The 22,537-nt window shown below is 55.6% G+C and carries 16 protein-coding genes; 10 read left to right on the forward strand and 6 right to left on the reverse strand.

Going from position 1 to position 22,537, the window contains the following annotated elements; genetic code table 11:
- Window positions 1–138 precede the first annotated feature (138 nt).
- Complete coding sequence (pckA, locus tag ACTU3N_RS03115; RefSeq protein WP_443084673.1) at window positions 139–1,758, forward strand: phosphoenolpyruvate carboxykinase (ATP); 1,620 nt, start codon at window positions 139–141, stop codon at window positions 1,756–1,758.
- A 48-nt stretch (window positions 1,759–1,806) separates the two neighbouring features.
- Here pckA and envZ read toward each other — a convergent pair whose 3' ends face one another.
- Complete coding sequence (gene envZ, locus ACTU3N_RS03120) at window positions 1,807–3,159, reverse strand: two-component system sensor histidine kinase EnvZ (RefSeq protein ID WP_443084674.1); 1,353 nt, start codon at window positions 3,157–3,159, stop codon at window positions 1,807–1,809.
- Window positions 3,156–3,875 carry an osmolarity response regulator transcription factor OmpR gene (gene ompR / locus ACTU3N_RS03125; protein WP_001157751.1) on the reverse strand — a complete coding sequence of 240 codons (720 nt, stop codon included), beginning with the start codon at window positions 3,873–3,875 and terminating at the stop codon, window positions 3,156–3,158. Before ompR ends, envZ begins: the two co-directional genes overlap by 4 nt.
- A gap of 227 nt (window positions 3,876–4,102) precedes the next feature.
- On the opposite strand from ompR, the gene greB reads away from it, so the two are divergent.
- The 5 genes from greB (at window position 4,103) to feoC (ending at window position 10,199) form a co-directional block, all read left to right on the forward strand.
- Entirely contained in the window at window positions 4,103–4,594 is a 492-nt protein-coding gene (greB, locus tag ACTU3N_RS03130; protein WP_443084675.1) for a transcription elongation factor GreB, read from the forward strand.
- Window positions 4,595–4,674: 80 nt separating this feature from the next.
- A complete protein-coding gene (locus ACTU3N_RS03135; protein WP_443084676.1) occupies window positions 4,675–7,008 on the forward strand; it encodes a Tex family protein in 2,334 nt (777 codons plus the stop codon).
- A gap of 362 nt (window positions 7,009–7,370) precedes the next feature.
- A complete protein-coding gene (feoA, locus tag ACTU3N_RS03140) occupies window positions 7,371–7,598 on the forward strand; it encodes a ferrous iron transporter A (protein WP_443084677.1) in 228 nt (75 codons plus the stop codon).
- 31 nt (window positions 7,599–7,629) lie between these two features.
- Window positions 7,630–9,948: a Fe(2+) transporter permease subunit FeoB gene (feoB, locus tag ACTU3N_RS03145; RefSeq protein WP_443084678.1), complete on the forward strand. Its 2,319-nt coding sequence runs from the start codon at window positions 7,630–7,632 to the stop codon at window positions 9,946–9,948.
- 8 nt (window positions 9,949–9,956) lie between these two features.
- A complete protein-coding gene (feoC, locus tag ACTU3N_RS03150; protein WP_443084679.1) occupies window positions 9,957–10,199 on the forward strand; it encodes a [Fe-S]-dependent transcriptional repressor FeoC in 243 nt (80 codons plus the stop codon).
- On the opposite strand, the gene bioH is transcribed toward feoC, so the two are convergent.
- Window positions 10,196–10,963: a pimeloyl-ACP methyl ester esterase BioH gene (gene bioH, locus ACTU3N_RS03155; protein ID WP_443084680.1), complete on the reverse strand. Its 768-nt coding sequence runs from the start codon at window positions 10,961–10,963 to the stop codon at window positions 10,196–10,198. The genes feoC and bioH overlap by 4 nt on opposite strands.
- 38 nt (window positions 10,964–11,001) lie before the next feature.
- Between bioH and gntX the strand changes: the two genes are divergently transcribed.
- From gntX to gntT, 3 genes are all read left to right on the forward strand, one after another.
- A complete protein-coding gene (gntX, locus tag ACTU3N_RS03160; protein WP_443084681.1) occupies window positions 11,002–11,673 on the forward strand; it encodes a DNA utilization protein GntX in 672 nt (223 codons plus the stop codon).
- A gap of 58 nt (window positions 11,674–11,731) precedes the next feature.
- Window positions 11,732–12,307: a Fe-S biogenesis protein NfuA gene (gene nfuA, locus ACTU3N_RS03165; protein ID WP_443084682.1), complete on the forward strand. Its 576-nt coding sequence runs from the start codon at window positions 11,732–11,734 to the stop codon at window positions 12,305–12,307.
- 335 nt (window positions 12,308–12,642) lie between these two features.
- Complete coding sequence (gene gntT / locus ACTU3N_RS03170) at window positions 12,643–13,959, forward strand: gluconate transporter (protein WP_443084683.1); 1,317 nt, start codon at window positions 12,643–12,645, stop codon at window positions 13,957–13,959.
- 33 nt (window positions 13,960–13,992) lie between these two features.
- Here gntT and malQ read toward each other — a convergent pair whose 3' ends face one another.
- Window positions 13,993–16,062 carry a 4-alpha-glucanotransferase gene (gene malQ / locus ACTU3N_RS03175; RefSeq protein ID WP_443084684.1) on the reverse strand — a complete coding sequence of 690 codons (2,070 nt, stop codon included), beginning with the start codon at window positions 16,060–16,062 and terminating at the stop codon, window positions 13,993–13,995.
- Between the two features lie 9 nt (window positions 16,063–16,071).
- Window positions 16,072–18,465 (reverse strand): maltodextrin phosphorylase, encoded by a 2,394-nt coding sequence (gene malP / locus ACTU3N_RS03180; protein ID WP_443084685.1) that lies wholly within the window; start codon window positions 18,463–18,465, stop codon window positions 16,072–16,074.
- A gap of 602 nt (window positions 18,466–19,067) precedes the next feature.
- Here malP and malT point away from each other — a divergent pair.
- A complete protein-coding gene (malT, locus tag ACTU3N_RS03185) occupies window positions 19,068–21,773 on the forward strand; it encodes an HTH-type transcriptional regulator MalT (RefSeq protein WP_443084686.1) in 2,706 nt (901 codons plus the stop codon).
- A gap of 3 nt (window positions 21,774–21,776) precedes the next feature.
- Here malT and ACTU3N_RS03190 read toward each other — a convergent pair whose 3' ends face one another.
- Window positions 21,777–22,535 carry a DeoR/GlpR family transcriptional regulator gene (locus ACTU3N_RS03190; protein WP_443084687.1) on the reverse strand — a complete coding sequence of 253 codons (759 nt, stop codon included), beginning with the start codon at window positions 22,533–22,535 and terminating at the stop codon, window positions 21,777–21,779.
- Window positions 22,536–22,537: the final 2 nt, after the last annotated feature.

The raw sequence follows: 22,537 nt of genomic DNA on the forward strand, positions 1-22,537 counted from the left end.
GCCTAACGTGATGAAAGTCGCAGCATTGCCCGTAAGCCTGGTTTGTCGAGATACGTAAATCTATGAGCCTCGTCCCGGTTACACAATGAAGAATGACCCTACAATTTCCAGCAGTACATTTGGCTAAGGAGTAGTGAAATGCGTGTTAAGAGCTTAACCCCGCAAGATCTCAAGGCTTATGGTATCAACGATGTACAGGATATCGTTTACAACCCCGATTACGATACGTTGTATCAGGAAGAGCTCCGTCCAGACCTGGAAGGTTACGAGCGTGGTGTGTTAACGAATTCTGGTGCTGTCGCCGTCGACACCGGTATTTTTACCGGCCGTTCGCCAAAAGATAAGTATATCGTCCGTGATGACACCACCCGCGACACCGTGTGGTGGTCCGATAAAGGTAAAGGCAAGAACGACAACAAGCCGCTCTCGCCAGAAGTGTGGCAGCATTTAAAAGGTCTGGTCACTGAAGAACTCTCCGGCAAACGTCTGTTTGTCGTTGATGCGTTTTGCGGTGCCAACCCGGACTCCCGCCTCGCGGTGCGCTTTATCACCGAAGTCGCCTGGCAGGCACACTTCGTCAAAAATATGTTTATCCGCCCGACCGATGAAGAGCTGGCAAGTTTTGAGCCGGACTTTATTGTGTTGAATGGCGCGAAATGCACCAATCCACAATGGCAGGAACAGGGTCTTAATTCAGAAAACTTTGTCGCCTTTAACCTGACCGAGCGTATGCAGCTGATCGGCGGTACCTGGTACGGCGGCGAGATGAAAAAAGGCATGTTCTCCATTATGAACTACCTGCTGCCGCTGAAAGGCATCGCCTCGATGCACTGCTCGGCGAACGTGGGCGAGAAAGGTGATGTCGCCGTTTTCTTCGGCCTTTCTGGCACCGGCAAAACCACCCTTTCCACCGATCCGAAGCGTCGTCTGATTGGCGATGACGAGCACGGCTGGGATGACGACGGCGTGTTCAACTTCGAAGGCGGTTGCTACGCAAAAACCATCCGTCTCTCTGAAGAAGCCGAACCGGACATCTTCCACGCCATCCGCCGCGATGCGCTGCTGGAAAACGTCACCGTCCGCGCCGATGGCAGCATCGATTTTGATGATGCATCGAAAACGGAAAACACCCGTGTGTCGTATCCGATTTACCATATCCAGAATATCGTTAAACCGGTGTCGAAAGCGGGCCACGCCACAAAAGTTATCTTCCTGACGGCGGATGCATTCGGCGTATTGCCGCCGGTGTCACGCCTGACCGCGAGCCAGACGCAGTATCACTTCCTCTCCGGTTTTACCGCGAAACTGGCGGGAACCGAGCGCGGCGTGACTGAACCGACCCCGACCTTCTCCGCCTGCTTCGGCGCGGCTTTCCTCTCGCTGCACCCGACACAGTACGCTGAAGTGCTGGTAAAACGGATGCAGGATGCAGGCGCGCAGGCGTATCTGGTCAATACCGGCTGGAACGGCACCGGCAAACGTATCTCTATTAAGGATACGCGCGCGATTATCGATGCCATTCTTAATGGTTCGCTGGATGATGCAGAGACCTTTACGCTGCCGATTTTCGACCTGGCGATCCCGACACAGCTGCCGGGCGTCGATGCGGCCATTCTGGACCCGCGTAACACCTGGGCGTCACCGGAGCAGTGGCAGGAGAAAGCAACCCAGCTGGCGAATCTGTTTATCGATAACTTCGAGAAGTACACTGATACCCCGGCGGGCGCAGCGCTGGTCAGTGCCGGTCCGAAGCTTTAACGGCTGCAAACCATAAAAAAACCCGCCGATTTATGGCGGGTTTTTTGTTCAGACTTCTTTGGCGGGCAGCGGCTGGCGGCCAATAGGAATGGGCAGCCAGGCGCGAATACACAGCCCGCCTCGTTCGCTGGTGCCAAGCTCCAGCAGGCCATTATGGTTATCGACAATACGCTGCACGATTGCCAGCCCCAGGCCGGTTCCGCTGGAGCTGCGCGCGCTGTCGCCGCGCACAAACGGCTGGAACAGATGCTTGCGCTGCTCAGGCAAGATCCCCGGCCCGTCATCTTCCACCTGAAACCATGCGCGGTTCAGCTCCGTGCCGCTGCTGACCTTGATCCAGCCGTTGCCGTAACGGGCTGCGTTCACCACCATATTGGCGACCGCGCGTTTAATCGACAGCGGGTGCATACGCACGTAGATTTCGCTGTCATTCAGCGCCGTTTCGATTTCCCGCTCGTAACCGCTTTCAGCGGCCACCACTTCGCCCAGCACCGCGTTCAGCTCGGCGACCTCCATCGGCATCTCCTGCCCGGTTCGCAGGTAGTCGATAAACTGCTCGATGATAGCGTTACACTCTTCGATATCTTTATTAATCGACTCCGCCAGATAGCCATCTTCCTGCGCCATCATCTCTGTCGCCAGGCGGATACGCGTCAGCGGTGTACGTAAATCGTGGCTCACCCCGGCCATTAACAGCGTGCGATCGTCCGCCAGCTGTTTCACCCCGGCGGCCATCTGGTTAAACGCACGGGTCACCGAGCGCACCTCCGACGCGCCATATTCACGCAGCGGCGGCGGGATATGCCCTTTCCCCACCTTCAGCGCCGCGTGCTCAAGGTCTACAAGCGGTCGGTTTTGAATGCGGATAAACAGCCAGGCTCCGCCGATTGCCAGCAGCATAATCGCCAGCGTATAGCGGAACAGCGGAGAGAAGTCCCCCTGATGGATCTCCGTTAGCGGGACACGCACCCAGATATTGGGCGAGAGCCAGGTTTTCAGCCACACCACCGGCGAGCTTTTATTCACTTCGACGCGCACTTCCGTCGGCCCGCCAAGCTGCTGCGCCATTTGCTGGCTTAAAAATTCGTAATGCTGCGCCCAACGCAGCCCCGCGTCTTCCGCCGCTTCGTTAGAATAGAGCGAGATCCCCAGCTCACGATAAATCTCACGACGAAACGCCGGGGGCACCATCAGTTGCGTCCCATCCTCCAGTTGCAGTTTATCGGTCATCAGCATACGGACTTCGTAGGCGAGCACCTTATTGAACTGCTGGAGGCTGGGCAAAATGGCGAAGTTCAGCACCACCAGGTAAGTCGTCACCAGGCTTACGAACAGCAAGGTGACAATCAGTAACAGCGTGCGGGCGAAAGAACTGCGCGGCGAGAAGCGCATTCGCTTCATGCTTTAGAACCGTCCGGCACAAAGACGTAGCCCAGGCCCCAAACGGTCTGGATATAGCGCGGATGCGCCGGATCTTCTTCCACCATGCGGCGCAGGCGGGAGATTTGCACATCGATAGAACGCTCCATCGCCGAGTATTCACGCCCGCGCGCCAGGTTCATCAGCTTATCGCGCGAGAGCGGCTCACGCGGGTGGCTAACCAGCGCTTTCAGCACGGCGAACTCGCCGCTGGTCAGCGGCATCGGCTCATCTTCACGGAACATTTCGCGCGTGCCGAGGTTCAGCTTGAATTTACCAAACGCAATGACCGCTTCTTCCTGCGACGGCGCGCCTGGCAGCTCATTGGCCTGGCGGCGCAGCACCGCGCGGATACGCGCCAGCAATTCACGCGGGTTAAAGGGTTTAGGAATATAGTCATCAGCGCCGATTTCCAGCCCTACGATACGATCCACTTCTTCCCCTTTCGCCGTGACCATAATGATAGGCATCGGGTTGCTTTGGCTACGCAGGCGGCGACAGATGGAGAGACCATCTTCGCCCGGCAGCATCAAATCCAGCACCATCAGGTGGAATGATTCACGCGTGAGCAAGCGATCCATCTGTTCAGCGTTAGCGACGCTACGAACCTGGAAGCCCTGCTCGGTCAGATAACGCTCAAGTAATGCGCGCAGACGCATATCGTCATCCACCACCAGAATCTTATAATTCTCTTGCATTGTTTATACTCCCAAAGGTTCCGACAATTATGTGTTCGTATTCTAAAAAAGTGCGCGTTCACGACCAGCGAAATCTGGTATAAATTCTAGTCGAAATTGTTACAAAGCATATTTAACAGCAAGTTATATGCACATTTCATCACATAAACCATGATTAATCCGCACTTTAAGACGTTTCGATTGTAATAGTGTGGACGGAAGAAAGCGTAAAGAAATAAGGCTACTGAATGAAAACGCCCCTGATCACGCGTGAAGGCTACGACAAACTGAAGCAGGAACTCGATTTTCTCTGGCGCCAGGAGCGCCCCGAGGTCACCAAAAAAGTGACCTGGGCAGCAAGCCTTGGCGATCGCAGCGAAAATGCGGACTATCAGTACAATAAAAAACGCCTGCGCGAAATTGACCGCCGGGTACGCTATCTCACTAAGTGTCTGGAAAATTTAAAAATTGTTGATTATTCCCCCCAACAGGAAGGCAAAGTCTTTTTTGGTGCCTGGGTGAAAATTGAAAACGACGACGGTAACACGCTGCGTTTTCGTATCGTCGGTTATGACGAGATTTTTGGCCGCAAAGATTATATCTCTATCGACTCGCCGATGGCCCGCGCGCTGTTAAAAAAAGAGGTAGGCGATGTGGCCATCGTGCAGACGCCCGCAGGCGAAGCCACCTGGTACGTGGTTGACATCGATTATGTGAAGCCTGGCCCCGGAAGAGTCTGAGAGCACCCACGTCGGCTGGTATTTTTCGCTGCCAGTCCGTATAACTAGTCGCTGATTTTTGTACTGAAGATGATAAAGAAATGATGAATGATTCGCTCTGCCGCATTATTGCGGGTGAACTTCAGGCGCGGACTGAACAGGTGGAATCCGCCGTTCGCCTGCTTGATGAAGGGAATACCGTGCCGTTTATCGCGCGTTATCGTAAAGAGGTCACCGGTGGTCTGGACGACACGCAACTGCGTCAGCTCGAAACCCGCCTCGGTTATCTGCGCGAGCTGGAAGAACGCCGCCAGGCCATTCTCAAATCCATTAGCGAACAGGGCAAGCTCAGCGACGAGCTGGCGAAAGCTATCAACGGTACGCTGAGCAAAACCGAGCTTGAAGACCTCTACCTGCCCTACAAACCCAAGCGCCGCACGCGCGGGCAAATCGCTATCGAAGCCGGGCTGGAGCCGCTGGCCGACACGCTCTGGAACGATCCTTCCCAGGAGCCGGAAGCGCTGGCCGCCACCTTTGTTGACGCAGAAAAAGGCGTTGCTGACAGTAAAGCGGCGCTGGATGGCGCGCGCTATATCCTGATGGAGCGTTTCGCTGAAGATGCCGCGCTGCTGGCAAAAGTTCGCGACTATTTGTGGAAGAACGCGCATCTGGTCTCGACCGTGGTGAGCGGCAAAGAGGAAGAGGGCGCGAAATTCCGCGACTATTTCTCGCATAACGAACCGCTCTCAGGCGTGCCTTCTCACCGCGCGCTGGCGATGTTCCGTGGTCGCAACGAGGGCGTGCTGCAACTGTCGTTGAACGCCGACCCGCAGTTTGACGAGCCGCCGAAAGAGAGCCACGGCGAGCAGATTATTATCGACCATCTTGGCCTGCGCCTGAACAACGCACCGGCGGATAGCTGGCGCAAAGGCGTGGTGAGCTGGACGTGGCGTATTAAGGTGCTGATGCATCTGGAAACAGAGCTGATGGGCACGGTGCGCGAGCGTGCCGAGGATGAAGCCATCAATGTGTTCGCCCGCAACCTGCACGATCTGCTGATGGCCGCGCCAGCCGGTTTGCGCGCCACCATGGGTCTTGATCCTGGCCTGCGCACCGGCGTAAAAGTCGCGGTCGTCGATGCGACCGGCAAACTGGTGGCGACAGACACTATCTATCCACACACTGGTCAGGCGGCCAAAGCCGCGGTGGCCGTAGCGGCGCTGTGCGAGAAGCACAATGTCGAGCTGGTGGCGATCGGTAACGGAACCGCTTCGCGTGAAACCGAGCGCTTCTTCCTGGATGTGCAAAAACAGTTCCCGAAAGTCACCGCGCAAAAAGTGATTGTCAGCGAGGCGGGCGCATCGGTTTATTCCGCCTCCGAACTGGCAGCGCAGGAGTTCCCGGATCTGGATGTTTCGCTGCGCGGTGCGGTCTCTATCGCGCGCCGATTGCAGGACCCGCTGGCCGAGCTGGTGAAAATTGACCCGAAATCTATCGGCGTCGGCCAGTATCAGCACGATGTCAGCCAGACGCAGCTGGCCCGCAAACTGGACGCGGTGGTGGAAGACTGCGTGAACGCCGTGGGCGTGGATCTCAACACCGCTTCTGTACCGCTGCTGACCCGCGTGGCAGGCCTGACGCGCATGATGGCGCAGAATATTGTCTCCTGGCGTGATGAAAATGGTCAGTTCCAGAACCGCCAGCAATTGCTGAAAGTCAGTCGTCTGGGGCCGAAAGCCTTTGAACAGTGCGCAGGCTTTTTGCGTATTAACCACGGCGACAACCCGCTGGATGCCTCAACCGTGCACCCGGAAGCCTACCCGGTGGTCGAGCGAATTCTTGCGGCAACGGAGCAATCGCTGCGTGATTTGATGGGTAACAGCGCTGAGCTGCGCAAGCTGAAAGCCTCGGAGTTTACCGACGAGCGTTTCGGCGTGCCGACGGTGAGCGATATCATCAAAGAGCTGGAAAAACCGGGCCGCGACCCGCGCCCTGAGTTTAAAACGGCGACCTTCGCCGAAGGCGTCGAAACCATGAATGACCTGCTGCCCGGCATGGTGCTGGAAGGCGCGGTGACTAACGTCACCAATTTTGGCGCGTTCGTGGATATCGGCGTGCATCAGGATGGCCTGGTGCATATCTCTTCGCTGGCGGATAAGTTTGTTGAAGATCCGCACACGGTGGTGAAAGCAGGCGATATCGTGAAGGTGAAGGTGCTGGAAGTGGATTTGCAGCGCAAGCGAATCGCGCTGACGATGCGCCTGGACGAGCAGCCAGGCGATGCCAACGCGCGCCGGGGCAATGGCGGTGCTCGCGATACCGGCAACCGTGGCAATTCACGCCCGGCGAAAGCGCCGCGTGGTCGCGATGCCCAACCCAGCGGCAACAGCGCAATGATGGATGCGCTGGCGGCGGCGATGGGTAAAAAACGCTAATCATTTTCCCCTCTTTGGCGAAAGAGGGGATTTTTTGCTTTTATTTAATACCTCGCAAACCGCGAGAATTATCCGTCAATAACTATATAAAATATTCAGATAACCTTCCCTGTTACTTTCTCTTAATAAATCCATAAAAATTTTTAATGAATTTATTCACACCTTGCAGAATTTCTTTATTTTATTTTTTTTAGCACAAAATGCAAACCGTACAAAATATTGAGCCACGTCAAACCGGAAACGAATTAATACCGCTTCCGGCGGCGATCGCATTTTTATATTTGATGACGGAAACCATTCTCATTATCATCGATAACTGTCGATTATTTATTCAACGTTTACAGCAATGACGAGAAGACGTTATGCAATACAGTCCTGAAAGTGCGTGGAAAATTACGGGTTTCTCGCAAGGCATCAGCCCTGCCTGGCGGCAAAAGTTGCTGTCATTAGGCATGTTGCCTGGTTCTTCATTCCACGTGGTACGTGTAGCGCCGTTCGGCGATCCTATTCATATTGAAACGCGCCGTGTTAGCCTGGTGCTGAGAAAAAAAGATCTCGCGTTCCTCGAACTGGAAGCGGTTTCACGCTAATAGTTTGCGCCGTTACAGAGAGCGAAGAAAAATGAAAAAAATAACCATTGGATTGATTGGAAATCCTAATTCTGGCAAGACAACTTTATTCAACCAGTTAACAGGTTCACGTCAACGAGTAGGTAATTGGTCCGGCGTGACCGTTGAGAGAAAAGAAGGTCAATTTACGACGACCGATAATCAGGTCACCCTTGTCGACCTCCCCGGCACTTACTCTCTGACCACCATTTCTGCCCAGACCTCACTGGATGAGCAGATTGCCTGCCACTATATTCTGAGCGGCGATGCCGATCTGCTGATAAACGTCGTGGATGCTTCAAACCTGGAGCGTAACCTCTACCTGACGCTGCAACTGCTGGAGCTGGGCATTCCGTGCATTATTGCCCTGAACATGCTAGATATTGCCGAAAAACAGCATATCCGTATTGATATCGATGCACTGACCCGCCGCCTCGGCTGCCCGGTTATCCCGCTGGTTTCCACGCGCGGGCGCGGCCTCGAAGCGCTGAAACTGGCTATCGACTGCCACCAGGCAAACGACGAGGTGGAGCTGGTGCATTACGCCAGGCCGCTCGCAGAGGAAGCAAGCGCGCTGGCAGAGGCGATGGATCCTGAGATACCGTGGCGTCACCGCCGCTGGATGAGTTTGCAAATTCTCGAAGGCGATATCTATAGCCGGGCGAATGCCGGGATCACGCCGTTGCAGCTCGAAGCCTCACTGACTCGCCTGCGCTCTGCGATGGACGATCCGGCGCTGCATATCGCCGATGCGCGCTATCAATCGATTGCCGCCCTGTGCGATACCGTCAGCAACACCTTAACCGCCGAACCCAGCCAGTTCACCGCAGCGGTCGATCGCATCGTCCTCAACCGGGTGTTAGGCCTGCCGATTTTCCTGTTTGTGATGTACCTGATGTTTCTCTTCGCCATCAATATCGGCGGCGCGCTGCAGCCGATTTTTGATATCGGTTCGGTCGCGATTTTCGTTCACGGTATCCAGTGGCTCGGCTACACCCTGCACTTCCCGGAGTGGCTCACCGTTTTTCTCGCCCAGGGCCTCGGCGGCGGTATCAATACCGTGCTACCGCTGGTGCCGCAGCTTGGCATGATGTACCTGTTTATGTCTTTTCTCGAAGACTCCGGCTATATGGCGCGCGCGGCTTTTGTGATGGACAGGCTGATGCAGTCGCTCGGATTGCCGGGTAAATCATTCGTGCCGCTGATTGTCGGCTTCGGCTGTAATGTTCCTTCTATTATGGGTGCGCGTACGCTGGATGCGCCGCGCGAGCGGCTGGTCACCATTATGATGGCGCCGTTTATGTCCTGCGGCGCGCGGCTGGCTATCTTTGCCGTCTTTGCCGCCGCATTTTTCGGCCAGCAAGGCGCATTGACCGTCTTCTCACTGTATGTGCTGGGCATAGTGATGGCAGTGCTCACTGGCCTGGTGCTGAAATACACGCTGCTGCGCGGCGAAGCGTCGCCGTTTGTTATGGAGCTGCCGGTTTACCACGTTCCGCATCTGAAAAGCCTGCTTTTGCAAACCTGGCAGCGCCTGAAAGGCTTTGTTGTGCGCGCCGGTAAAGTGATAATCATTGTCAGCATTGTTCTCAGCGCCCTGAACAGTTTCGCGCTGGATGGTCGCCGGGTCGATAAAATCGATGATTCGGCGCTGGCCTCCATCAGCCATGTGTTCACGCCTCTGCTGGCACCTATCGGCGTGCAGCCCGACCACTGGCAGGCAACGGTGGGGCTTTTTACCGGGGCGATGGCGAAAGAGGTGGTCGTCGGGACGCTGAACTCGCTCTATACCGCTGAAAATATTCAGGAAGATGCGTTCAACCCGCAGGAATTCAGCCTCGGTTCAGAACTGGCCGCTGCGCTAGAAGAGACCCGCCAGAGCCTGGCTGACACCTTCAGCCTGAGCGTGCTGGCAAACCCAATCGAAGCCAGCAAAGGCGACGGCGAAATGGCCACCGGCGCAATGGGCGTGATGGGTGAAAAATTCGGCAGCGCCGCCGCCGCGTACAGCTACCTGGTCTTCGTGCTGCTCTATGTGCCGTGCATTACGGCGATGGGGGCCATCGCGCGGGAATCGAGCCGTGGCTGGATGGGCTTTTCGGTACTGTGGGGGTTAAACATGGCGTATTCGCTCGCCACGTTGTTCTATCAGAGCGCCACCTTCTCCGCTCACCCCACTTACAGTCTGACCTGCATTCTGGCGGTGCTGGTGTTTAACGCGCTGGTCATTGTTGCACTGCGTCGCGCCAGAAGCCGTGTCGATATTAACCTGCTGGCGTCGCGCAAAACGCCCGCCAGTTGCTGCACCAGCCCGGCGGGAGATTGCCACTAAGGTAGAAAATGATGGCGACGTTAATTGATGTGCGAAATTTACTGGCGCTGCGCGGGCGGATGGACGCGCAGCAACTCAGCAATGAGTTACATCTTCCCAGAGCGATGATCGATGCCATGCTTGAACGTATGGAAGCGATGGGCAAAGCGCAGCGCATCAGGCAACAGGCTACCGGCTGTTTAACCGGTAGCTGTAAGCAGTGCCCGGACGGGAAAACCGCCTGCGCACAGGAGTGGTGGACGCTGCGTTAAGGTGTTTTTAGCGCAATCAGCGCGTCGCAAAACTCAGCCGGATGAGAGATAAACGGCGCGTGGGCTGCTTTGGGGAAGATAAACGCCTTGCTGGCTGGCCACATTTCGTCAAGCTGCGGCACAATTTTGCGCGGCACTAACCCGTCAAGCCAGCCATACAAACGTAAAAACGGCACCGTCAGGGCGCATAAATCCTCACGCAGATCCTCGGTTTTGAGGATTTCCAGCCCGCCGTTAAGCACCTCTGTTGACGGCATCTCCAGCGCCAGCACGGCGCTTTTTAACATCCGCGCATCCTGGCGCGCCGTTTCGGTGCCCAGGGTTTGCAGCGCCAGAAAACGCTCAACGGTACGTTGAAAATCCGCACTGAGCTGCTGCTGGAAACCGGCCAGCACGTCGGGTTTGATGCCCGGCCAATCGTCGCGCGCGCTAAAACAGGGTGACGAGGCAACCGTCACCAGCGCCCGAACCCGCTCGGGTGCCAGCAGCGCAATTTTGCTCGCCACCAGCCCGCCGAGGCTCCAGCCGAGCCATATCGCGTTTACCGGGGCGTGCGAAAGGACAATATCCGCCATCTGCGTCAGCGTCAGCGCGCCGAAACCTGTACTTCTGCCATAACCCGGCAGATCCACCAGATGCAGTGTAAAGTGCGAGCTGAGTTCCGGCGTGATGCAATCCCAGACCTGAGAATTCAGCCCCCAGCCGTGCAACAGCACAAGATCAACATCGCCCTCGCCTTTGGTCTGCCACCAGATATCCTTCATCAGTTATTGTTCTCTTCTTTCACACATGGAGGTGGAACATGCTAACAGTGCCGGGCTTGTGCTGGCTATGCCGAATGCCGCTGCGATGTGCTCACTGGGGCATTTGCTCCGGCTGCACCCGCGCGGTTCGCCAGCGGGAGAAAGTTTGCCCTTTGTGCGGTTTACCCGCCGGGCAGGAAAATATTGCCTGCGGGCGTTGCCTGCAAAATCCTCCGCCCTGGCAGCGGCTGGTGGCGGTGAGCAATTACGCGCCGCCGCTCAGCCCGCTGGTGCATCAGTTTAAATTCTTCCCGCGCCCGGAAATCGCCCGCCCACTGGCACGCCTGCTGCTGTTAGCGGTGCGCGATAAACCCTGCCCCGCGCCGGATATACTGCTGAGCGTGCCGCTGCACGCGCGCCGCCAGTGGCGCAGAGGGTTTAACCAAAGCGACCTGCTGTGTCGGCCGCTGGCTCACTGGCTGCAATGCCGCTATACCTGCGCAACACTCAGCCGCTTGCGGGCGACATCGGTGCAGCATCACCTCAGCGCCCGCAGGCGAAAACAGAACGTGAAAGACGCCTTTCACCTTGAATTGCCCGTTGGCGGACTCCATATCGCCATTGTGGATGATGTCGTCACAACCGGCAGCACCGTTGCAGAAATCAGCCGTCTGCTTTTACGCAGCGGCGCGGCGACTGTTCAGGTTTGGTGCCTGTGTCGAACCTTGTAGACCCTCGATGATGGGCGTATTATAACCAAGTAAAATAGTCAACTATTAGGCCAAAGCTATGATCCGTATTTCCGACGCAGCCCAAGCGCACTTTGTAAAACTGCTGGCAAATCAGGAAGAAGGGACACAAATCCGCGTATTTGTGATAAATCCTGGTACGCCAAACGCTGAATGCGGCGTCTCTTATTGCCCGCCGGACGCGGTCGAAACCACCGACACCGCGCTTAAATTTGAGCAATTGATTGCCTATGTCGATGAATTGAGCGCCCCGTATTTGGAAGATGCGGAAATTGATTTTGTTACTGACCAGTTGGGTTCACAGCTCACGCTGAAGGCGCCCAACGCCAAAATGCGTAAAGTCTCTGATGACGCTCCGCTGATGGAGCGCGTGGAGTATCTGCTGCAATCGCAAATCAACCCGCAGCTGGCAGGCCACGGCGGTCGCGTATCGCTGATGGAGATAACAGACGAAGGCTACGCCATTCTGCAATTTGGCGGCGGCTGTAACGGTTGCTCCATGGTGGACGTTACGCTGAAAGAGGGTATCGAGAAGCAACTGCTGACCGAGTTCCCGGAGCTGAAAGGCGTGCGCGATCTCACCGAGCATCAGCGCGGCGAGCACTCCTACTACTAATAATGCCCGTGAATGTTTTTGTTCTTCCCTGCGGGGAAGAACATGTTACCTGTATCTTTACCACCGTGTTTTTCCTTTCCCTGCTAAATAATTCCCCTGCGTTAATATGACCCGGATCTCATATTTAACATTTAGATCGCCTGAGTGATTCTCTTACCCATGATGTTACCCGTATCATTCTATCCGGCACCGACAATATAAAATCATCCGGCTACAATTTTTAGCGACGGATGTGAACCGTAACGGTGCCGCAGCCTGTTGTGCGCTTCATGTCCGCGCTCAGCAGTTGCATACTTTTTGTCGTTACCCATAACAATTGAAAGGCCAGGTAAATCATGCCATTAGTCATTGTCGCTATCGGTGTTGCCCTCTTGTTACTGTTAATGATCCGCTTCAAGATGAACGGATTTATTGCGCTGATTCTCGTGGCACTCGCTGTCGGGATGATGCAGGGCATGCCACTGGATGCTGTTATTAAATCTATCAAAGCCGGTGTTGGCGGAACCCTTGGTAGCCTTGCGCTGATCATGGGCTTCGGTGCCATGCTCGGTAAATTGCTGGCGGACTGCGGCGGCGCGCAGCGTATCGCCACCACGCTTATCGAAAAGTTTGGCCGCAAACATATTCAGTGGGCGGTGGTATTAACCGGTTTTACCGTCGGTTTCGCCCTGTTCTATGAAGTCGGCTTTGTCTTGTTGCTGCCGCTGGTGTTCACCATTGCCGCTTCAGCACGTATTCCGCTGCTCTATATCGGCGTACCGATGGCGGCTGCGCTCTCTGTTACACACGGCTTCCTGCCGCCGCACCCAGGCCCGACCGCTATCGCCACCATTTTCCACGCGGATATGGGTAAAACTCTGCTCTACGGTACGCTGCTCGGCATCCCGACGGTGATCCTCGCAGGCCCGGTCTACGCTCGCTTTTTGAAAAGCATCGATAAACCGATCCCGGAAGGGCTGTATAACGCGAAAACGTTTAGCGAAGAAGAGATGCCGGGTTTTGGCGTCAGCGTCTGGACCTCCCTGGTGCCGGTCATCCTGATGGCCCTGCGCGCGGTGGCGGAAATGGTGCTGCCAAAAGGCCATGCGCTGCTGCCGTATGCTGAGTTCTTCGGCGATCCGGTCATGGCTACGATGATTGCGGTGCTGATTGCAGTCTTCACCTTTGGTCTGAACCGTGGCCGCTCTATGGATGAGATCAACGACACGCTGACCTCCTCTATCAAAATCATCGCGATGATGCTGCTGATTATCGGCGGCGGCGGTGCGTTCAAACAGGTGCTGGTCGATAGCGGCGTGGATAAATACATCGCCGCGATGATGCACTCCACCAACCTGTCGCCGCTGTTTATGGCCTGGTCCATTGCTGCGGTACTGCGTATTGCGCTGGGTTCCGCGACCGTTGCGGCCATCACCGCGGGCGGTATTGCCGCGCCGCTGATTGCCACCACCGGCGTTAGCCCGGAACTGATGGTTATCGCTGTGGGTTCCGGTAGCGTGATTTTCTCACACGTTAACGATCCGGGCTTCTGGCTGTTTAAAGAGTATTTCAACCTGACTATCGGTGAAACGATGCGTTCCTGGTCTGCGCTGGAAACCATCATCTCCGTGTGCGGCCTGGTCGGCTGCCTGCTTTTGGCAAACGTGGTATAAAACAAAAACGCCCGGCATGTCCGGGCGTTTTTTTTAGCGCTTGCGTCGTCGGTCAAGGTCTTTGAGTAACCTGTTGACCTCCGGGTCAGCAAACATCTCTTCCAGCGTGACGGAGAGCTTGCGCCGCCAGTTTTTGTACTGATTGCTGGTGCCAGGCACGTTCACCGGTTTATCCATATTCAGCCAGTCTTCCGGCTGCAATCCCAGCAACGCACTGTTGCTCTCTGCGATATAACGTTGCATCCCGCGATTGAGCGTTGCCGACATGGCCGTTCGTGAGGCGTTGCGCCCGGCACGTTTCGGCAGGCAACCATGCAAATGCAGCGCATTCAGTAGCCCCTGCTTGGCCTGCTCGCGATCCTCATACAGACCGCTAAGCACCTCATCATCGGGATAGAGTCCCAGGGTTTTGCCCAGCGTTAAATCACCGCACTCCCAGTAACCGCGAAGCGTAGGCAGATCGTGCGTGGTTGCCACGGCCATCGACTGCTGCGGGTAGTTCTGCGGCGCGCGAAACGCGTTCTGTTGCTCGTTTTCAAAGTAGAGCACTTTATACGAGTAGACCCCGCTGCGGCGCAGTTTGCCGACAATCTCCTGTGGGACGGTGCCTAAATCTTCGCCAATCACCATGCAATGATGGCGCTGACTTTCCAGCGCCAGAATCGCGAGCAGATCGTCAACCGGATAGTGCACATACGCGCCGTGATCGGCGGTTTCGCCATAGGGTATCCACCACAGGCGCAGCATCGACATCACATGGTCGATACGCAACGCCCCGCAATGTTGCATATTGGCACGCAGCAGATCGACAAACGGCTGGTAGCCGCGCGCGCGCATCACATGCGGGTCCATCGGCGGCAGTCCCCAGTTTTGCCCCAGCGGGCCGAGGATATCCGGCGGCGCGCCGACGGAAGCCTTCAGGCAATAGAGTTCGCGGTCACACCATGTTTCCGCCCCCCCTTCCGCCACGCCAACCGCCAGGTCGCGATAGAGGCCAATCGGCATCCTGTGACGCTGGCTGATAGCCCAACAATCGGCAAACTGCGTAGACGCCAGCCATTGCAGCCAGGTCCAGAACTGCACGTCGTCGCTGTGCTCCGTGCAAAAGGCTTTGACCTGCGGGCTACGGATGGATTGATACTCTGTCGGCCAGACCGGCCAGCCCCAGCGCGACGCATCCTGCTGCGCCTGCATGGCGTGCAGCGCGTCGAACGCGGCCTGCCAGTAAAGGCTGTCGCCGCCTTGATGCGCAAACGCGCGAAAAGCGCTGAGCTGCGCGTCATCACTCTGGCGGGTCTTAAAGTGCTGCCATGCCATACGCAGCGCGGTGAGTTTCAGCGTCGTGACCGCCGTGTAGTCCACCCACTCACTGGCGCGGGCATCTTGCAGCGCTTTTTGCGTGGCAGGTTTGCGCCACCACGCCTGTGCCTCTTCGCTGGCGCGAAAATCCTCCACCGCATTGATATCGATATAGATAATATTCAGCCAGCGTCGGGAAGAGGGGCTGTACGGGCTGGCGCTTTCCGGGTTTGCCGGATAAAGGGCATGGATTGGGTTCAGCCCGATAAACGCCCCGCCGCGCTGCCCTATTTCGCCGAGCATGTTTTTCAGATCGCCGAAATCGCCAATCCCCCAGTTATCCTGCGAGCGTAAGGTATAGAGCTGTACGCATGCGCCCCACAGCTTTTTGCCTTCGCGTAGCGCCTGCGGTTCATAGCAGCGCGCGGGGGCGACAATGACCCGGCACTGCCAGTGATGCTGATTTTGCGTAAGCGTCAGGTTGTGATAACCGAGCGCCAGCCGGGACGGCAGCGTTACGCTCTCGCCGCCGTTGATTTCCCCGTGATAGCGCCTGCCCTCTTCGGTAACCAGTTGCCACTGATAGGTGCCTTTACCCGACACCGGTAATAGCTTCTTTTTACCGGGTTGCAATACCGTAACGACAGGTATCGGCGGTGGGCCGGACTCCGGCGCGGGGTGCATAGCCGCAAGCAAACGCTGCCGGGTTTGTTCGCTGATGACCTGAGGTTTGCCGTGCGCATTGATATAGCTTGGGCTGATCCCTGCCGCCAGCGCAGTTTGCTCCAGACGATTACTCTCCATACTCCTCCCTTAGCGTTTAGCCTGCCAGATGCGGGTTTGGTAGTCACGAATCGACCGATCGGAGCTGAACATGCCGCAGCGGGCGGTGTTCAGAATAGCCGCACGGGTCCAGGCTTCCTCGTCGCGGTATAACGCATCAACACGTTTTTGCGCTTCCACGTAGGCGGCAAAATCCGCAAGCACCAGATACGGGTCACCGCCCTGTTTGCCGATACTGTGCAACAACGGCTCAAACGCATGCTTGTAGCCATCGCTGTATTTACCACTCTCCAGCTCTTTCAACACAGCGTTCAACAGCTTGTCCTGCTTGCGATATTTCACCGGGTCATAGCCACCGGCTTTCAGCGCTTTTACCTCATCGACCGTGTGGCCGAAAATAAAGATATTCTCTTCACCGACCTGCCCGGCAATTTCCACATTGGCACCATCCAGCGTGCCGACGGTGAGCGCGCCGTTAAGCGCCAGTTTCATGTTGCCGGTGCCGGAGGCCTCTTTGCCCGCCGTGGAGATTTGCTCAGAGACATCCGCCGCAGGGATCATTTTCTCCGCCGCCGACACGCAGTAATCAGGCAGGAACACCACTTTCAGCTGGTCGCCTACTTTGGCATCGTTATTAATGACGTCGGCCACTTTATTGATAGCGTAGATAATGTTTTTCGCCAGGTAGTAGCCTGGCGCGGCTTTTGCGCCAAACAAGAACACGCGTGGCACGCGATCGTGATGCGGGTTTTCGCGGATCTCTTTATACAGCGCGAGAATATGCAGCAGGCCAAGATGCTGGCGTTTGTATTCATGCAGGCGTTTGATCTGCACATCGAACAGTGCATGCTCATTGATCTCAATGCCGGTACGCGCTTTCACGAACGCCGCCAGCCGGGATTTGTTGTGCTGTTTGATTTGGCGATACTGCTTACGGAAAGCGGCATCGTCAGCGTATTTCTCCAGTTTCTTCAACTGGTCGAGATCGTTGACCCACTCTTTTTTCAGCGTTTTATCCAGCAGCGCCGCCAACAGCGGATTGCACTGTTTGATCCAGCGGCGCGGCGTGATGCCATTCGTCACGTTATGGAATTTTTTCGGCCACAACAGGTGATATTCCGGGAACAGATCTTTAACCACCAGCTCTGAGTGCAGCGCCGCCACGCCGTTGACCGCAAAGCCGCCCACCACGCAGAGGTTCGCCATGCGTACCTGCTTGTTATGCACCACCGCAAGCTTCGCCCAGACGGCCTCATCGCCCGGCCAGGTTTTCTCCACCAGGGTTTTAAACCGGTCATTGATCTGATGGATAATCTGCATATGGCGCGGCAACAGCGCTTTCACTAACGTCTCATCCCAGCACTCCAGCGCCTCTGGCATCAGCGTATGGTTGGTGTAAGCGAAGGTACGGCTGGTGATAGCCCAGGCATCGTCAAAACTTAGCTGGTGCTCATCGAGCAATACGCGTATCAGCTCCGGGATGGCTATCGTCGGGTGCGTATCATTCAGTTGAATCACTTCGTAGTCCGGCAACTGCGAAAGCTTGCGCCCGGTAAGATGGTGGCGGCGTAAAATGTCGGCAACCGAGCAGGCGCACTGGAAATATTGCTGCATCAAACGCAGCTTTTTCCCGGCCTGATGGTTATCGTTCGGGTAGAGGACTTTGGTCAGTTTTTCCGCATCGATACCGGTTTGTTCGGCACGAAGAAAGTCGCCATTGTTAAATTTTGTTAAATCAAAGGGGTGAGCGTGCGTCGCCTGCCACAGGCGCAGCGGTTGGGTGATGCCGTTACGGTAACCAATGACCGGCAGATCCCAGGCTTCGCCAATTATGGTGAATGCAGGTTGCCAGTGCCCCTCTTTGCTCACCTTACCGCCAATCCCTACCTGCACATCTAATTGCGCGTTATGGCGAAACCAGGGATAGCTACGGCGCTGCCAGTCATCCGGCGCTTCGTGTTGGTGGCCATCAACGAACGACTGACGGAAAAGGCCGTACTGATAATTAAGGCCGTAGCCGGTCGCTGACTGACCCACCGTTGCCATAGAGTCAAGGAAGCAGGCCGCGAGGCGACCCAGGCCCCCGTTGCCCAGCGCCGGATCGGTCTCCTCTTCCAGCAAATCAGTCAGGTTAATGTCGTGCTTTTCCAGGACCTCGCCCACGTCTTTATACCAACCCAAGTTTAACAGGTTGTTACCCGTCAGGCGGCCAATCAAAAACTCCATAGAGATGTAGTTAACGTGGCGCTGTTTTTTCTGCGATTTCGGCGCAGGCTGCGCGGCCAGAAGTTCTGCCAGCGCGCCGCTTACCGCCTGCCACCACTGGCGAGTTGTCATCTCACTTGCAGACTGCATTCCCAGGCGCTGCCACTGGCGCGTCAGGGCCGCTTCAAATTGGGCTTTGTTGAACGTTGGCTTAGACATAAAGAATCCGGGTCCTTGTATAAAGTGAATCGTTACTAATACTAGTGTGCCTGGCTCAATTTATGACTTCCTCATCCTGCCGGGGATTAGCCAGGGAGGAGTGACGGGGATGAGCGAAAAGTGTGATCGCCGCCACTTAAAGGTAGCGTGTAGCCTGTTCTTTATTTCACCAGCTCGCCTGAAATTTGTACGAGAATAACCATAGCCCTTGTAAGAGAACAAATGAAGCGGAGGGGAAAATGCGTTTCGTTGAAAAAGTGGATAAAACAGGAAATAAAATTCACTTAAGTAAAGTTTATCATTTTTGTTATTTTAGTTTTTACGTAAATACTTTTAATAATATTTTTAACAGACCTGATCAAATAGCGGTGATACCGCGCTGTGGCTGCGTATAGCGCGCTATTATTGAAACCCGTAGTTCTACCATTATTGCCTTTGATTTATTCTTCCTAATATAAGAAATGTGACATAGTGCAAATTCACAATCGCCAGAACCGGACATAACTTGCAATATTTCTTAATCTGGTCGAAATTATTATTATTATTTACGAGGCGCAAAAAAAATCGCATCCCCTGTTTTTCCCCACAGTGAAGTGATAACTATGTTGATTCCGTCTAAATTAAGTCGTCCGGTTCGTCTCGACCACACCGTGGTGCGTGAACGATTACTGGGCAAACTTTCCGGCGCGAACAATTATCGCCTTGCGCTGGTGACAAGCCCGGCCGGTTACGGAAAAACAACGCTCATTTCACAATGGGCGGCAGGTAAAAACGATATCGGCTGGTTTTCCCTTGATGAAGGCGATAACCAGCAAGAGCGTTTTGCCAGTTATTTTATCGCGGCTATTCAGCAAGCGACGGGCGGCTATTGCACCAGTAGCGAAGTAATGGCGCAAAAGCGTCAGTACGCCAGCCTTGCTTCTCTGTTTTCACTGTTGTTTGTAGAGCTGACTGAATGGCAGCGCCCGCTCTTTTTGGTGATTGATGATTATCATCTGATAACCAACCCGGTTATTCACGATGCGATGCGCTTTTTCTTACGTCATCAGCCGGAAAATATGACGCTGATTGTGCTGTCGCGTAATTTGCCGCAGCTTGGTATTGCGAACCTGCGCGTGCGCGAGCAGTTGCTGGAAATAGGCAGCCAGCAGCTGGCATTTACCCACCAGGAGGCGAAACAGTTCTTTGATTGCCGCCTCAACTCACCAATTGAAGCCGCAGAAAGCAGCCGCCTGTGCGATGACGTGGCCGGTTGGGCGACGGCGCTGCAACTTATTGCGCTCTCCGCCCGGCAAAATCACAGCGCACCGCATCAGTCGGCGCGACGTCTGGCCGGGATCAATGCCACTCATCTTTCCGATTACCTCGTTGATGAGGTACTCGACAATGTTGATGTAAAAACCCGCCAGTTTCTCTTAAAAAGCTCTCTGCTGCGCTCAATGAACGATGCGCTGATTGCGCGTGTTACCGGAGAAGAAAACGGGCAGATGCGGCTGGAAGAGATAGAGCGTCAGGGCCTGTTTTTACAACGGATGGACGACTCCGGCGAATGGTTTAGCTATCACCCGCTGTTTGGCAGTTTTCTGCGCCAGCGCTGCCAGTGGGAGCTGGCGCCTGAGCTGCCGGACATTCACCGCGCGGCAGCGCAAAGCTGGATGGCGCAAGGCTTTCCGAGCGAAGCCATTCACCATGCGCTGGCCGCCAGCGATGGCAACATGCTGCGCGACATCCTGCTGCATCACGCGTGGGGGTTATTTAACCATAGCGAGCTGAGCCTGCTGGAAGAATCACTCAAAGCGCTGCCGTGGGAGAGCTTGCTGGAGAACCCCCGGCTGGTGCTGTTACAGGCCTGGCTGATGCAGAGCCAGCACCGTTATAGCGAGGTCAATAGCCTGCTGGCGCGTGCCGAGCAGGAGATGACCACGCAGATGGATGCTTCTTTGCACGGGGATTTCAACGCGCTGCGCGCCCAGGTTGCCATAAATGACGGCGATCCTGTTGAGGCAGAACGGCTGGCGAAAGTAGCGCTGGATGAGCTACCGCTGGCGAACTATTACAGCCGTATTGTGGCGACTTCGGTACACGGCGAAGTGCTGCACTGTAAGGGCGAGCTGGCCAATTCTCTGGCGGTGATGCAACAGACAGAACAGATGGCCCGCCGCCATGATATCTGGCATTACGCGTTGTGGAGCCTTATCCAGCAAAGCGAGATCCTCTTTGCCCAGGGCTTTTTACAAGCGGCCTGGGAGATGCAGGAGAAAGCTTTTACGCTGATTCATGAGCAGCATCTTGAGCAGCTACCGATGCATGAGTTTTTGTTACGCATCCGCGCCCAATTGCTGTGGGCGTGGGCGCGGCTGGATGAGTCCGAAGCGGCGGCGCGCAAAGGGATGGAGGTGCTGGTCGAGTTGCAGCCGCAGCAGCAGTTGCAATGCCTGGCGCTACTGGTGCAAAACTCGCTGGCGCGCGGTGATTTGGATAATGCGCGCAATCATCTGCACCGCCTGGAGAATTTGCTCGGCAACGGTCAGTATCATAGCGATTGGGTATCGAATGCCGACAAAGTGCGGGCTATCTACTGGCAAATGACCGGCGATAAAAAAGCCGCCGCTCAGTGGCTGCGCCAGACGCCAAAACCGGCCTTCGCCAATAACCATTTCCTGCAAAGCCAGTGGCGTAATATCGCCCGCGTGCAGATTTTGCTCGGCGAGTTTGAACCGGCTGAAATAGTGCTGGAGGAGTTAAACGAAAACGCGCGCAGTTTGCGCCTGATGAGCGATCTTAACCGTAACCTGCTGCTGCTCAACCAGCTCTACTGGCAGGCGGGGCGTAAAAATGATGCCCAGCGCGTGCTGCTTGAAGCATTACAACTGGCGAACCGCACCGGCTTTATCAGCCATTTTGTGATTGAAGGCGAACCGATGGCGCAGCAGTTGCGCCAGCTTATTCAGCTCAACACCCTGCCTGAGCTGGATCAACACCGCGCGCAGCGAATTTTGCGCGATATTAACCAGCACCACCGCCATAAGTTTGCCCATTTTGATGAAAGCTTTGTCGAGCGGCTGCTGACCCACCCGGAAGTGCCGGAGCTTATCCGTACCAGCCCGCTGACCCAACGCGAGTGGCAGGTGCTGGGGCTTATCTATTCCGGCTACAGTAATGAGCAGATTGCGGGCGAGCTGGCGGTGGCATCAACGACCATCAAAACCCATATCCGCAACCTGTATCAAAAACTGGGCGTCGCGCACCGCCAGGATGCCGTACAGCACGCGCAGCAATTGCTGAAGATTATGGGTTACGGCGTTTAAGCGTCAGCAGAGTTCCAGTTGAATATTATTGCTGGTAAGAACCTGCATCACGCCTGAGGGCGGCATACTGTCGGTGTAGACGGCGTCCACCATGCTAATGCTGCCCATATTCACCATCGCGTTACGGCCAAATTTGGAGTGATCCACCACCAGGATGACATGGCGCGAGTTTTCAATAATCGCGCGCTTGGTGCGCACTTCATGATAGTCAAACTCCAGCAGCGAACCGTCTGCATCAATACCGCTAATGCCGAGAATGCCAAAGTCGAGGCGAAACTGAGAGATAAAATCCAGCGTCGCTTCGCCAACGATACCGCCGTCGCGGCTGCGCAGCTCGCCGCCTGCCAGAATGACGCGAAAATCATCTTTCTTCATTAACGTATTGGCGACGTTGAGATTGTTGGTGACAACACGCAAATCGCTGTGTTCGAGTAGCGCATGCGCTACCGCTTCCGGCGTGGTACCGATATCAATAAACAGCGTCGCGCCGTCGGGGATTTGCTCCGCCACTTTGCGCGCGATGCGCTCCTTCTCCGCCATCAGCGTCGTCTTGCGATCGTGCCAGGAGGTGTTCACAGAACTGGAGGGCAGCGCCGCGCCGCCGTGGTGACGCAGGATTTTGTTTTGATCCGCAAGATCGTTCAAATCGCGGCGAATGGTCTGCGGGCTAACGGAAAACTGCTCCACCAGTTCTTCGGTGCTGACATATCCCTGTTGTTTTACCAGTTCAATGATCGCGTCATGACGCTGTGTTTGTTTCATGA

Origin of the sequence: Vagococcus sp. WN89Y, assembly GCF_052220145.1 — a bacterium.
Classification (GTDB): Bacteria; Pseudomonadota; Gammaproteobacteria; order Enterobacterales; family Enterobacteriaceae; genus Kosakonia.